11 protein-coding genes and 1 pseudogene are annotated in these 14,580 nt (G+C 47.9%); all 12 read left to right on the forward strand.

Annotation, left to right across the window (positions count from 1 at the left end):
* Positions 1 to 125 precede the first annotated feature (125 nt).
* A complete protein-coding gene (locus T3H97_RS00270) occupies positions 126 to 875 on the forward strand; it encodes a hypothetical protein (RefSeq protein WP_328801383.1) in 750 nt (249 codons plus the stop codon).
* The gene (locus T3H97_RS00275) at positions 859 to 1,797 is read left to right on the forward strand and encodes a protein kinase domain-containing protein (RefSeq protein WP_103049279.1); all 939 of its coding nucleotides are present in this window, start codon (positions 859 to 861) and stop codon (positions 1,795 to 1,797) included. Before T3H97_RS00270 ends, T3H97_RS00275 begins: the two co-directional genes overlap by 17 nt.
* 66 nt (positions 1,798 to 1,863) lie before the next feature.
* Complete coding sequence (gene tilS, locus T3H97_RS00280) at positions 1,864 to 3,312, forward strand: tRNA lysidine(34) synthetase TilS (RefSeq protein ID WP_328801384.1); 1,449 nt, start codon at positions 1,864 to 1,866, stop codon at positions 3,310 to 3,312.
* A gap of 47 nt (positions 3,313 to 3,359) precedes the next feature.
* The gene (hpt, locus tag T3H97_RS00285; RefSeq protein WP_025721686.1) at positions 3,360 to 3,899 is read left to right on the forward strand and encodes a hypoxanthine phosphoribosyltransferase; all 540 of its coding nucleotides are present in this window, start codon (positions 3,360 to 3,362) and stop codon (positions 3,897 to 3,899) included.
* A 97-nt stretch (positions 3,900 to 3,996) separates the two neighbouring features.
* A complete protein-coding gene (gene ftsH, locus T3H97_RS00290) occupies positions 3,997 to 6,036 on the forward strand; it encodes an ATP-dependent zinc metalloprotease FtsH (protein ID WP_328801385.1) in 2,040 nt (679 codons plus the stop codon).
* Positions 6,037 to 6,313: 277 nt separating this feature from the next.
* Positions 6,314 to 7,927 carry an L-aspartate oxidase gene (nadB, locus tag T3H97_RS00295; protein WP_328801386.1) on the forward strand — a complete coding sequence of 538 codons (1,614 nt, stop codon included), beginning with the start codon at positions 6,314 to 6,316 and terminating at the stop codon, positions 7,925 to 7,927.
* Positions 7,917 to 8,807 carry a carboxylating nicotinate-nucleotide diphosphorylase gene (nadC, locus tag T3H97_RS00300; RefSeq protein WP_328801387.1) on the forward strand — a complete coding sequence of 297 codons (891 nt, stop codon included), beginning with the start codon at positions 7,917 to 7,919 and terminating at the stop codon, positions 8,805 to 8,807. The genes nadB and nadC overlap by 11 nt, the downstream gene beginning before the upstream one ends.
* Before the next feature lie 6 nt (positions 8,808 to 8,813).
* On the forward strand, positions 8,814 to 9,581 hold the full coding sequence (locus T3H97_RS00305) for a type III pantothenate kinase (RefSeq protein ID WP_025718328.1): 768 nt from the start codon (positions 8,814 to 8,816) through the stop codon (positions 9,579 to 9,581).
* Positions 9,582 to 9,800: 219 nt separating this feature from the next.
* Entirely contained in the window at positions 9,801 to 10,685 is an 885-nt protein-coding gene (gene hslO, locus T3H97_RS00310) for an Hsp33 family molecular chaperone HslO (protein ID WP_103049285.1), read from the forward strand.
* Positions 10,686 to 10,705: 20 nt separating this feature from the next.
* Positions 10,706 to 11,638 carry a peptidyl-prolyl cis-trans isomerase gene (locus T3H97_RS00315; RefSeq protein ID WP_272639580.1) on the forward strand — a complete coding sequence of 311 codons (933 nt, stop codon included), beginning with the start codon at positions 10,706 to 10,708 and terminating at the stop codon, positions 11,636 to 11,638.
* 250 nt (positions 11,639 to 11,888) lie between these two features.
* Positions 11,889 to 12,827: a cysteine synthase A gene (cysK, locus tag T3H97_RS00320; RefSeq protein ID WP_134903395.1), complete on the forward strand. Its 939-nt coding sequence runs from the start codon at positions 11,889 to 11,891 to the stop codon at positions 12,825 to 12,827.
* A gap of 126 nt (positions 12,828 to 12,953) precedes the next feature.
* A pseudogene (locus T3H97_RS00325) lies at positions 12,954 to 14,575 on the forward strand (anthranilate synthase component I family protein).
* Positions 14,576 to 14,580 lie beyond the last annotated feature (5 nt).

The raw sequence follows: 14,580 nt of genomic DNA on the forward strand, positions 1-14,580 counted from the left end.
GCTGACATTGCCCGGGAAATTCCTTATTCGTTTTAAAAATCTGCATCCTTCGTTTGAATCGTTCCGGATTAGGCAAAGATAGAATCTATCGGGATAGATTAAGAGGAAGCGGAGGTCAAAAAACGATGAAGCAAATTTTGATCATTACAGACGGATGCTCGAATGTAGGTGTTAGTCCAGTCATGGCGGCTGCCCAGGCTTTGCGGGAAGGTATTACAGTGAACGTCGCCGGAGTCATAGATTATGGAACTATTGGCGAGCTTGGCAGTGAGGAGATCCAAGAAATTGCTAAAGCAGGGGGAGGGTTTAGCCAAATCGTAGGGACGAAACAGTTGGCGCAGACCATGCAGATGATGACGCGCAAAACGGTGGTTCAAACCATTCAGCAGGCGGTTAATAGAGAGTTAACGCACATTCTGGGTGAGGGTGGCGCCAAACATATCGGTGAACTTCCTCCGGCCAAACGAGCCCAAGTGGTTGAGGTGATGGATGAACTGACAGAAACAAGCACCCTGGAGATTGCTTTACTCATTGATGCAAGTGCGAGCATGAAGCCCAAGCTGCCTGCTGTAGAGGACAGCATTCGTGATTTGCTGCTCAGTTTACAGTCCAGAAGCGGACACAGCCGTATATCTGTATTTCATTTTCCGGGCGGCAAAATGGGAGAAGACGCAGTCATGGATATCGGTTGGACCTCTGAGCTTAACCAGATCAAATCGATATTTGGACGCTTGCGGATGAAAGGGGCAACACCGACAGGTCCTGCCATTTTACAAGTGATTGATTATTACCGATATGTTACACTAGAAGAACAGAAAGATCTGGAAGAATCCTATGGCAAAGGAGAAGGGATGCTCGGTGACTACGTCGTCTGATCCCGTTCTTGCACCCGGAACGGTCATCAAGGGCAAGTGGAAGCGGAGCAGCTATGTCATCCAGCGCTTGCTGGGCCGGGGAGCGAACGGAACTGTATATTTGGTAAAAGAAGCACAGGCCGATCGGCAATTTGCTCTGAAAATGGGGAAGAACACGCTTGATCTGCAATCGGAGATTAATGTGCTGACCACATTGCAGTCTCAGGGGACTCAGGCCGCCCTTCAGCGAAATGGAAATCCTTCCTTTTTGTTTGAGGTGGATGATGTAGTGTTACGCAGCGGAGAAATCCCCTTTTATGTTATGCGATATGTTAAGGGTGATCCGCTTCATCGTTTTGTGGCAGCCAAAGGGCCGGAATGGTATGGTGTGGCTGGAACCGGTATACTGAATCGTCTGGCGGATCTCCATCAGGCAGGATGGGTGTTTGGCGACCTGAAGCCGCAGAATATTTTGGTCAATGCCTATGGAGAGGCTGAATTAATTGACTACGGTGGGGTGTCTCTTGCTGGTCGGAGTGTTAAACAATTTACAGAGTGGTATGACAGGGGATTCTGGAATGCTGGTAGCCGAAATGCCGATTCCCAGTATGACCTGTTTGCCTTCGCTCTTCTAACGATTCATATATTGGAGAGCGAATCGTTAAAGGCGGCTGCGAGCAGGCTGCCACAGCTGCGGAATACGGCAGAATTGACGGTCATCATTCGCCGTAGCCGTGTATTACGCCCCTATGCTGAATGGCTACTGGGTGCAGTGCGTGGAGAATATTCCGATACTCGTGCAGCGGCCCGATCTTGGTCACGTTTGGCTTCCGCACATGTCAGGCAATCGTCGGTCAAAAAAGGGAACCCACGCTGGCTGGGATATGCTTTTACGGTATCGCTTTTGCTGCTTGCCGGAGCGCTCTGGATTGCGTTAAGGTAGCAGCATGACTTACATAAGATAACAGATGATCATCATTTTTACGGTCGGGAGAAAAGAGGGTCGTGAATGGGAACAACAAAACCGACCGGTGTTGTACAGGAAGTGCTCGCCTTGGCGCGAGATCATTCACTGTGGAGCCCCGGAGACCGCATTGTGGTTGCTGTATCCGGTGGGCCGGATTCGGTGGCCCTTTTGCACATTTTACATGAAATATCCGTTATACATATGCCTTTACAACTCGTCTGCGCTCACGTTCATCATGGCTTCAGACCAGAGGAATCGGATGCGGAGGCTGAAGAGGTACGCAATATTGCCCGAAAGCTTGAACTTCCATTTGAAATGATTCGGGTTGATGTGCCCACTTATATGAAGGAGAGCGGGAAGGGCCCGCAGGAAGCAGCTCGCGAGCTGCGCTACAGCTTTTTACATGATATGGCTACAAAGTGGGAAGCACAGCATATTGCAATGGCTCACCACGGCGACGATCAAGCCGAGACGGTTCTCTTGCACTTGCTACGTGGTAGCGGCCCAGCAGGTTTGGCAGGTATGCGTTTGGCGCGCAGGGAAAAAAATGTGCAACTCATTCGCCCGCTGCTACGTATGTACAAGGCTGACCTGATTGAGTTTTGTAACTTTTATGATCTTTCCTATGTGATAGACAGCACTAATTTATCATCCAAATACCGTCGTAACGCCATTCGCATGGATGTGCTTCCTTTTTTGGGGCAATATAATGAGCGACTGACACCGTCCCTAAACCGGCTGGCCGAAACGATGGCTGACGAAAATGACTTTATGGAGGCATCCACGCTGTCGGCATACGAGAAAATGGTGCGCTTGGATAATGGCAGGTACATGTTTCCTATCGCTTCATACCGTAAGCTATCCGTTGCTTTACAACGGAGGTTGATTAAACTAATATTAAATTATCTGCCTTCGGACAGTGAAAATTTTGATTTCCGTAAAATTGAGACCGTTCGACTAAGACTTCTCCAAGAGGCATCGTCTACATGGAGTTTGGATTTGGGAGGCGGTGCGGTTGGAGTCCGCGAATATGACCAGGCGGTTTTGTTTGACCGTACGCAAGTCGTTATGGGCGAATGGTGCTATGGACTAAGTGTATTGCCTATTTCCGGTGAGCTAGAGTTGCCTGAGGCAGGTGGTATACTTCGGTGGCGAAGAGCTTCCTATTCGGATGCGGACCATCCGAGGAATAAGGAGGAAGCGTGGTTCGACGCAGATCAATTGAGTCTGCCTTTGACTGTACGCTCGCGATTACCTGGAGATACCATGTATGTAATGGGATTAAACGGAAGAAAAAAGGTTAAAGATATTTTTATTGATGAAAAAATACCTCCTTCAATGCGTTCCGTTACTCCCATCGTCTGCGACCACTCTGGAGCTATTCTCTGGATTCCGGGCGTACGACGTTCTGTACATGCCGCCGTGCAAAAGCACACGTCTTCGGTTATTTATATGTCATGGCAAAGACGAGAGAGTCCGGGGCACCGGTAATTGCGCAGGAACGGCTTTCATAGTATAAACTTAGGAGGTTTACACCGTTGCAAAATGATATTCAGGAAATATTGATCAGCGAAGAAGAAATTCAGAGTAAAATTAAGGAATTGGGTGCACAGCTCAGCGTGAAATATGAAGGTAAAAATCCATTGGTGATTTGCGTACTGAAAGGTGCGTTTATCTTTATGGCTGATTTGGTTAAAACCATTACAGTGCCGTTGGAGCTTGATTTCATGGCTGTATCAAGTTATGGAGCATCCACAAAATCCTCAGGTATCATCAAAATCATTAAGGATTTGGACGCATCTGTGGAAGGACGCGACGTTCTGATTGTCGAAGATATTATCGACAGCGGCCTGACGCTGACGCATTTGATTGAATTGCTTAAAAACCGTAATGCCAATTCGGTATGTGTCGTAACCTTGTTCGACAAGCCTGCACGCCGGACAGTTAATCTTGAAGCAGATTATACTGGATTTACGCTTCCAGATGCGTTTGTTGTCGGCTATGGTCTGGACTATGCCGAGCACTACCGGAACCTCCCATACATAGGGATTTTAAAGCCGGAAATCTACACCAGCTAATCTCAGCCTCCAGTCCTAGGACTAAATAAGGCCCTTTGTTGAGAAGGACTTACAGGCTATGGTAAAATAACTTAAGTGTCTCGAGAGGAGGTAGGGGATGAATCGGTTCATCCGGAATTCTGGTTTTTATTTGATTCTTTTTTTAGTTGTGGTGGGTATCGTTCAGTTTGTTAGCAACAGTAACGAAGCCTCCGATCTCCCTAGATATGACCAATTACGGCAAGAGGTTAAAGCTAATAACATCTCTAAAGTAACGGTCCAATTTGACGGTTACGCCTATCTTGTAACCGGTGCATATAAGAAGCAGCCGGCTGATGCTAAATCGACCAATTTTTCCGTATATGTTCCACCAACGGATCAAGCACTAAGTGAACTGGTAAATGCCAGCGAAACGAACGGGTTTGAATACGTGCAGAAGAAAATGGAAGGCGAAAGCATTTGGCTGACGTTTTTGACTTCTATCATTCCTTTGGTGATCATGTTCCTGTTGTTCTTCTTCCTGTTTAATCAGGCACAGGGCGGTGGCGGCAAAGTTATGAACTTCGGCAAGAGCAAAGCCCGTCTGTATAACGAAGAGAAGAAGAAGGTTACGTTCGAGGACGTGGCAGGGGCTGACGAAGAGAAGCAAGAGCTTGTCGAAGTTGTAGAATTCTTGAAGGACCCACGCAAGTTTGCAGCTGTGGGCGCTCGTATTCCAAAAGGTGTTCTGTTAGTGGGCCCTCCAGGTACGGGTAAAACACTCTTGGCGAGAGCTGTTGCAGGCGAGGCCGGAGTACCGTTTTTCAGCATCTCGGGTTCTGATTTTGTAGAAATGTTCGTCGGGGTCGGTGCTTCTCGTGTTCGCGATTTGTTCGAGAACGCGAAGAAGAACGCACCTTGTATCATTTTCATTGATGAGATTGATGCCGTTGGACGTCAACGTGGCGCCGGATTAGGTGGCGGACATGATGAACGTGAGCAGACGCTCAACCAATTGCTCGTAGAGATGGATGGATTTGGCGCAAACGAAGGTATCATCATCGTAGCGGCTACAAACCGTCCGGATATTTTGGACCCAGCGTTGCTTCGTCCAGGACGTTTTGACCGTCAAATTACGGTTGACCGTCCAGATGTTAAAGGCCGTGAAGCAGTATTGTATGTACATGCTCGCAACAAGCCATTAACGAAGGATGTTAAACTGGACGTAATTGCGAAACGTACAACAGGCTTTACGGGCGCTGATCTGGAAAATCTGTTGAACGAAGCTGCCTTGTTGGCGGCTCGTCGTAACCGCAGAGATATTTCGATGCGAGAAGTAGATGAAGCTATCGACCGTGTTATCGTAGGTACAGAAAAACGCAGCCGCGTAATCAGTGACCGCGAAAAACGAATTGTTGCTTATCATGAAGCAGGCCATACGATTATTGGTTTCTTCTTGGAAAATGCCGACATGGTTCACAAGGTAACGATTATTCCACGTGGACGTGCAGGCGGATATGTCATCATGCTTCCGAAGGAAGACCGCATGCTGACAACCAAGCAGGAATTGCTGGACAAAATCACCGGATTGTTGGGTGGACGCGTATCCGAGGAACTGTTCATTGGCGAGATCGGAACGGGAGCCTATAGCGACTTCCAGCAAGCGACAAGCATTGCACGCAGCATGATCGTAGAATATGGTATGAGTGAGAAGCTTGGTCCGATGCAGTTCGGTACTTCCCAAGGCCAAGTATTCCTTGGACGCGATATCGGTCATGAGCAGAACTACAGTGATCAGATCGCTTATCAGATTGACCAGGAGATGAATCGCTTCATCACTGAGTCTTATGAGCGTGCTAGAGAACTCCTGACCAAGTATTCCAAAGAGGTTCATTTGATTGCTCAAACCTTGCTGGTAGAAGAAACCCTAGAACTTGAACAAATCAAACGTTTGATCGAGACAGGTTCTTTGGATGGCGGTACGACTGAGGGAGAAGGAACACCGGAAAACGGTGAGCCTGTGATCGACAACATTGGAGACGTCCGTGTACGTATTCAAGGTAAGGATGACGAGCCTGAGAATACAACGGATCAACCGAATGATATCCCTAATCTGAAAAAGCCAGAGGATGATAACAATTCGGGCAACTCCGGTGGTACTCCACCGACAACAACCTAATCATCCGATGGATAGTTGAATAAGCGTATATGTAAGCTCCGGGGAACCAGGTATTATTGGTTTTCCGGAGCTTTTTAAATGGAAGATTATTGCTAACGTGATTTGACAGACACCGGAACGTTGTGTACATTTATTGTTAAATAAACGGCTGTCGTCTTCTTAGCTTATAAAAGCCAACAGCCGCTGCAATCGACTTTCTATCATTTTGAACATATACGTGAGCGCATGCTGTAGAACCTATGGTGTGCGCTATTCTTCTGTGAAATCAGGTGAAGGCATGATTCCAAGATATCTAGTTGATTTTGATGTAGCGGAATTGACCCGATTGGAGGCCGACGTGTTAATTATCGGCTCGGGCATTGCGGGCTTATATACGGCGATTAAGGCTGCGGAGAATCGGAAAGTATTGCTGATTACCAAGAAGGCCTTGATGGAAAGCAACACGCGTTATGCTCAAGGCGGCATTGCTGCTGTCACATCGGACGAGGATACACCAGCCTATCATATGGAAGATACCCTGATTGCTGGAGCAGGTCTGTGTGAATCTGAGGCGGTCAGAACGCTTGTCCATGAAGGTCCAGTTGGTATTCAAGAGTTAATACGTATGGGAACGGCTTTTGATCGTGTGGATGGTGAACTAGCGTTGACACGGGAAGGAGCGCATAGTCACCGGCGTATTTTGCATGCGAATGGAGATGCTACCGGTTATGAAATTGTGCGTGCCTTATCAGACCAGATTGCTGCCCATCCCGGTATCGAAGTGTGGGAAGAATGCATGGTAATTGATCTGCTGACGGAGCATGGTGAGTGTATTGGAGCCCTCGTCCAAAAGCCAGATGGGGAGAGGTCGTATATCACTGCTAATGCAACGATTTTGTGCTCAGGAGGTAGCGGGCAATTATACCGTTATACGACCAACCCGGATATTGCAACCGGGGATGGTATCGCTATGGCATATCGTGCTGGGGCGATTGTACGGGATATGGAATTCATACAGTTTCATCCTACGGCGTTGTGCCATCCGGGCGCTCCAAGGTTTCTAATTTCCGAAGCTGTACGGGGAGAAGGAGCCGTGTTACGCAATATTCACGGAGAACGCTTCATGGACAAGTATGATTCCCGGCAGGAGCTTGCACCCAGAGATATCGTAGCTCGTGCTATCATTCATGAGATGGAACGCACCCAAGCTGCGTTTGTATACCTGGATATTACGCATGAGCCACCTGAGCGGGTGAAGCAACGTTTTCCAACCATTTATCGGACATGTCTGTCATTTGGTTTGGATATGACGACAGACTGGATCCCCATTGCGCCTGCTGCCCATTATATGATGGGTGGTGTTCAGACTAATCTACACGGGGAAAGCTCCATTGCGCGTTTGTTCGCCTGCGGGGAAACCTCTTCTACAGGTGTTCACGGAGCTAATCGTCTGGCGAGCAATTCGTTATCTGAAGCTATTGTATTCGCCAGTAGGATTATTGAGCGACTGCAATCATTGCCACCGCTAGTCGGCCATACGTTGATATCTTATAGCGATAATCGTACAGAGTTCCCGGCTTCATCCGTCGCGGAGCAGCGGCATAAGCTGCAAGAAGCAATGGTTCGTTATGCTGGAGTTCGTCGGCACGGCGAAGGGCTACAAGCAGCATTAGATGAGTTGCAAGGGCTAATGCCTATTTTTGAGGCTGTGATCGCTAGCCGGGAAGAGCTCGAATTTGCCAATTTGCTCACCTGTGCTTTATTAGTAACAGATGGTGCGCTGCTACGTGAGGAGAGTCGGGGAGCGCATTATCGCGAGGATTTTCCTGAGACAGATGATAGCGTCTGGAGAAAGCATGTTCAGCAGAGACGTGAGCAAGGGATAACGGAGGAGTACGTTCATGACATCTAACAGCGAGCTTTATGGAGAGTTTAGTGGATATCAGGAAGAACTGACGGCACAAATTCGCAGCTGGCTGCGAGAAGATACGGGCTCTGGCGATGTGACCACGCGCTGGACGATTGAGCAGGGCCATCAATCCAAGGCTGTTATTCATGCCAAGGAGAGCGGCGTGGTTGCGGGTATACCCGTGGCTGCCCTTGTATTTAAGGTAGTGGACCCTTCCTTGTCGTTCACTCCGCTGGTAGTCGATGGACAGTGGATTGAAAAGGGGAGCGTTTTGGCAGAAGTAACGGGGAGTACCCATGCAATTCTGACCGGGGAGCGATTGGCCTTAAATCTGCTCCAACGGATGTCTGGCATTGCCACGCGGACTCGGGCTTTTATAGATCAATTACATGGTCTGCCCACTCGCTTGGTGGATACACGTAAAACAACACCGGGACATCGACTGCTGGAGAAGTATGCTGTTCGTGTAGGCGGTGGCTCGAATCATCGCTTTGGCCTGTACGATGCTGTTATGATTAAGGATAATCATATTAAGGGCGCAGGTGGGATTGAACAAGCTGTGAGTCGAACACGCGCTAATATACCGCATACGATGACGATTGAAGTAGAGACGGAAGACATGAAACAAGTTCAAGAAGCCCTGGAAGCTGGGGCGGATATCATTATGCTGGATAACATGTCTGTCCCAGATATGAAGGAAGCCGTTCGGTTCATTCGTGAGCGGGCCCCACATGTCAAAACAGAAGCCTCGGGCAATGTATCGCTGGATACAGTGCGTGAGATGGCCGAGAGTGGCGTAGATGTAATTTCTGTAGGCAGGCTGACATACTCCTTTCATAATTTGGATATCAGCCTTGACCTTAACGCAAAGAAAGATAGGTGACACCCATTGATTCTTGTAGTGGATGTAGGTAATACCAATATTGTTCTGGGGATATACGAAGGGCGGGAGCTGTTGCACCATTACCGGATCAGTACCTCCAGACAGGCAACCGCAGATGAATACGGCGTACTCATACATAATCTTTTTAGTATGGGTGGCGTATTAAAGGAGGACATCCAGGGAGTTATTATTTCCTCTGTCGTTCCGCCATTGGTCCGTGTATTAGAAGAAATGTGCGATAAATACATAGGCAAAACGCCGTTAATCGTCGGGCCGGGAATCAAGACTGGTCTTAACCTGCGTTATGAGAATCCACGTGAAGTAGGTGCGGATCGGATCGTGAACGCTGTTGCGGCTGTCGAACGGTTCGGCGGGCCGCTGGTTGTGGTGGACTTTGGAACAGCGACGACGTTTGATTGTATTGACGATAAGGGAAACTACTTGGGCGGTGTTATTGTGCCGGGGATCGGGATTTCGACGGAGGCACTGTATCAACGGGCTTCCAAGCTGCCCCGCATCGAGTTGGAGAAACCCAAAAAGGTTATTGGTCGTAATACGGTTCATGCCATGCAAGCTGGGATCATCTTCGGTTATGCTGGGCAAGTGGATGGCATTGTGAGGCGCATTAAGGAAGAAATGCAGGCGGAGCCTACGGTTATTGCTACCGGAGGTCTTGCAGAGCTAATCGCATCAGAGACAGAGAGCATTCAGAAAGTGTTGCCGATGTTGACGCTCGAAGGATTACGCATCATTTACCAACGTAACGCTGAATAAAAAAAGTGGATATAAGCTGCCGCTGAGTCCAACCGATGATCTGATCGGTTTGGATTAGCGGCGTTTTTCGTCTATACTGAAATATGTTACGTTTTTGAACAATTCGCGTGATCTGTCGATGCAGGTTGTTTATATAATAGGAAATTATGCTTCAATGATGAGCAATACTAACGAAAATAAGCAGCATAGCTGTTCTGGAGAATAGGGGAGGATATCAATATGGAAAATAAGCAGGATCGACTTATTCGTGGCACAGCCATGGATGGAAGGGTTAGAGCTTTTGCTGTTCGCACAACTCAATTGGTAGAGGAATTACGGAGAAGACATGATACGTATCCAACGGCTACCGCTGCTTTGGGGCGGACCCTCACAGCAGGTGCTATTATGGGTTCTATGCTAAAAGGCAAAGAGCGATTGACCATTCAAGTTAAAGGTGATGGACCAATTGGGCAAATCATCGTGGATGCCAATGCTGTAGGTGAGGTACGTGGCTATGTTACTGAACCGCATGTGCATTTGCCGAGCAATAGTATGGGTAAACTGGATGTAGCGGGTGCCGTAGGTACAGAGGGATTCATTCATATCATCAAGGATTTGGGGTTAAAAGAACCGTATCGCGGCAGTACTCCGATTATTTCCGGTGAACTGGGTGAGGACTTTACCTATTATTTTGCCAAATCGGAACAGACCCCGTCAGCGGTGGGCTTGGGTGTGTTGGTAGATACTGATAACTCGGTTATTGTAGCCGGTGGATTTATTATTCAGTTGCTTCCAGGCTTGAATGATGATGAGATTACTGCGATCGAAAATGCAGTCAGCTCCATTCCACCCGTTACTGCTTTGCTGGATCAAGGGTTGGAACTGGATGAAATGCTGCGCTGGATGCTGCCGGACGTTCGGATTCTCGATGAATTGGATATCCATTTTCAATGTGAGTGTTCACGTGAGCGCGTGGAAAAAACATTGATCAGTTTGGGAGAAAGCGAATTAGAGCAGTTAATTGAAGAAGAAGGACAGGCTGAGGTCGTATGTCACTTTTGTAATGAGGCTTATCAGTTTAATAAAGATGAATTGCAAAATCTGTTAGATCAAGCCAAAGCCTAACCGGATGGGCGGTGCAAGCGATGACTACACGGGAAAAAGGATTATGGACAGCTGTCATTATTCTGACCGTTAGCGTCGCCGCCTTGGGTGGTCTTATCATGCTTCGGGGGCTGTCAAAGCCGGGTGATGTAAGCAAGGATGACGGCGATCATACTGTGGCGGAGATGGGTCAGGAAGGCATATCGGAGGAACAGTGGGTAGCGGAACTGAAAAAGCGATATGGAACCAATACGCTGTTGCAAATGTTGAATCGTAAAGCCGTGCAGGCTGAAACCAAGCGTCTCGGTATCAAGATCACCCAAGAGGATCTACAGCAGGTGCTGGAGCAGGATAGTAAAGGGTATGACTCAGATCATGCCTATTTTGATGAAATGCAGCGACAGTTTGGATTAGGTCCGGTTGATTTGCGGAATGAAGCGGAATACCGGATTGGTTTGGAGAAAATAGCCACGCAGGGTATTCAGGTTCAGGAAGCTGAGATTGACGAGTATTGGGAGCAGCATCCTGAGGAATTTGCCGTCGGTAAGCAGATCCAATTGGCAGCTCTTTATGTGGATAATGCGGAGGAAGCAGAAGCGTTGCTAGATCGGGTTAAGCAGGGGGAGAGCTTCGATGTGCTGATTCAAGAGCATTCAGGTAAGCCTTTCGACAAAGATAGCAGTGGACAGCTGGGATGGGTGGATGAATATGATCCATTTCAACCGGAGGCGATCATGGAGGCGGCGAGAGAGCTAAACTCCGGGGATGTTGCAGGTCCGATCTCTGTTAACGATGGCTATGCTGTCATTTATGTACAGGATGTCCGGTTGAAGAATTCTCCGGATAAGCAGCAGATCCGCCAGCAAATTCGCCGATCTCTTGCGCTTGCACAAGCCGCTCCTTTGGAAGAGGTCGAGAAGAGTCTGCGTGATAAATATGGAGCGCGTATTTTATCTGGAAAGAAAGCATCCTAAGCTTCTCTGTAACGTAGTGAAAGAATATTGGTTTGAAGGAAGCACGATGCTGATAACGCGGGTTGACAGCATCGCTGCTTATTTACTCGTATTGACATTGGAATTGAAGATTGTTATGATTAGCGTATAAAACCAACTATTTTTATCGGAAATTAATGAACGGCACAAAATTAAAGTAATTGACTAAGAATGATCTACAATATGATTTCGCAATTTTTAATATATCATCTACAGTCAGGGAGGAATTATCATGGCTAAAGTTGTTAATAACATTACCGAACTTATCGGAGAAACACCCCTCGTTCGCCTCAACCGGATCGTACCGGAAGATAGCGCCGAAATCTATTTGAAACTGGAATATCAGAACCCAGGCTCCAGTGTAAAAGATCGTATTGCGATTAGCATGGTAGAAGAAGCTGAACGTGAAGGTCTGCTTAAGCCAGGTGGTACCATTATTGAAGCAACAAGCGGTAATACAGGAATCGGCTTGGCTATGGTAGCTGCTGCGAAGGGCTATAAGGCAGTAATCGTTATGCCAGAAACGATGAGCATAGAGCGTCGTAATTTGTTGCGTGCGTATGGAGCCGAACTTGTGTTAACACCAGGATCAGAAGGCATGAATGGGTCCGTTAAGAAAATGGAAGAATTGCTGAGTGAAAATCCGGATTATTTTGCTGCTGAGCAGTTCAAGAACAAAGCTAATATCAAAATTCACCGTGAAACGACCGGTCCTGAGATTGTAGAAGCCATTCGTTCCATTGGCGGAACTCTGGACGCTTTTATAGCGGGAATAGGTACTGGCGGAACCATTTCTGGTGCCGGAGAGGTGCTTAAGAAAGAATTCCCTGATATTAAAGTTGTGGCTGTAGAGCCTGCCTCTTCCCCGCTGTTAGCAGGCGGTAAGCCAGGACCCCACAAGATCCAAGGGTTGGGTGCCAACTTTATTCCTGAAATTTTAAACCGTGATATCTATGATGAAATTATTCATGTAGAAAACGATGAAGCTTTCGAGGTAGCACGTAGAGTGGCCAAGGAAGAGGGCATTTTGTCCGGTATTTCATCTGGCGCGGCTGTCCATGCGGCTTTGAAACTTGCTAAGCGATTGGGCAAGGGTAAACGGATCGTTGTCATTATTCCAAGTAATGGAGAACGTTACCTGAGTACACCACTATACAATTTCGAGCTGTAATTATGTCGTAATTGTGTATACTATACGTAAGGATTCCCTCATTTCCCTGTTGCAGGGGAGTGGGGGTTTCTTTTTAAGGAGAGAATGTAGACTTATTGAAAAGTAGGGAAGGGGAAGCACACACGGATGAAATCGACAGCTAGAGTGACGGAGGCGCAGTGGCAGGTTTGGCAGGAGGAAGGCTGGAGCATACTTCCCTATATCGCTGAGTACCCATTACCCGTGGGAGGGCTACCGTCATCGTGGCGGAAGGCTTGGGAGGATTCCTCGCCATATGCTTTTTTGCTGGAGAGCGCTAAAGGTGGGAGGTACACCTATCTGGCCTTAAATCCGGTTGCTATATTGGAAGGCAAGGGAGAACATGCAGTTTGGACTGATTTGCAAAGTGGGAAGCATGGAGATCTACATGGTCAACCTTTGAAAATCATGAACAACTGGATCGCTCCTTACCGTGCACCGCGTGTACCTGGCATGCCTTTTTTCTCTGGAGGATTTGCGGGTTATCTTGGCTACGATGTAGCTCGCTCATTGGAGCGTCTGCCATCTCAAGCTGCAGACGATACCGGCATACCTGATTATGTATGGATGAGGGTGGATGAGCTATGGATTTACGACCACGAAAAATCCTGTATATATTGTGCTGTTCATATGCCTGCTCCTGCGCATTCCGATAAAGTCAGCCGTGATACCGATTTAACCAATCGCGTTATACTGGATGGGCCAAATTCCATACTTTGCGAGCATTACGCGGAAGCTGCCCAACGTGCAGAACGTATGCTGACCCAGTGGAAGAACATCATAAATGCAGGAGAGGTTGATCCTGCGTATCCTCTTCGTTGTGCTAGGCTTGCCGAAGAGGGGTTAGAGGCTGCTCATCAAGAATCAGATGGTTGGACAGCGGCATTCAACCAACAAGATTTTGAACATGCCGTAAGACGTGTGCAGGAATACATTGCCCAAGGGGATGTATTCCAGGTTAACTTGTCGATTCGTCAGCAACGTGCGCTTACAGCCCTCCCTGAAAATATATATGAATGGCTTCGTCTGCTGAATCCTTCCCCTTATATGGGTATGCTGCGTATGCCAGATTTACGGATCGTCAGTGGCTCGCCGGAATTGTTGGTAAAGCTGGAGGATGGACGCGTGAGCGCCCGACCTATTGCAGGTACGAGAAGAAGGGGGCTAACACCGGATGAAGATGCCACTATGGCAGCCGAGCTTCTATCAAGCGAAAAAGAACGCGCCGAGCATATTATGCTCGTTGATCTGGAGCGTAACGATATCGGACGGATTGCCGAATACGGATCGGTGCATGTGCCTGAACTGCTGACTGTCGAATACTATTCGCACGTTATGCACCTGGTATCTCAAGTTGAGGGAAAATTAGCCCCGGGTCGTACAGCTATAGATGTAATTGCTGCTACCTTTCCAGGTGGAACCATTACCGGGGCACCCAAGGTGCGTACCATGGAAATTATTGAAGAATTAGAGCCCGTTCGTCGGGGGCCTTATACAGGGTCCCTTGGATGGATTGACTATAACGGCAATATGGAATTAAATATTATAATAAGAACACTAGCTGTTAAAGGCAGCACTGCCTATTTACAGACAGGTGCGGGGATTGTCATTGATTCAGACCCGTACAGGGAATATCGGGAATGTCGGAACAAGGCCAGAGCTGTCATGAAGGCGGTACAATGTGGTGAAGAAGAAGCCGCTTTGAGAGAAGCGGTATCACAGGAGGGTGAGTCGT

It is taken from the genome of Paenibacillus sp. LX16 (genome assembly GCF_036252815.1).
GTDB classification, from domain to species: domain Bacteria; phylum Bacillota; class Bacilli; order Paenibacillales; family Paenibacillaceae; genus Paenibacillus; species Paenibacillus polymyxa_B.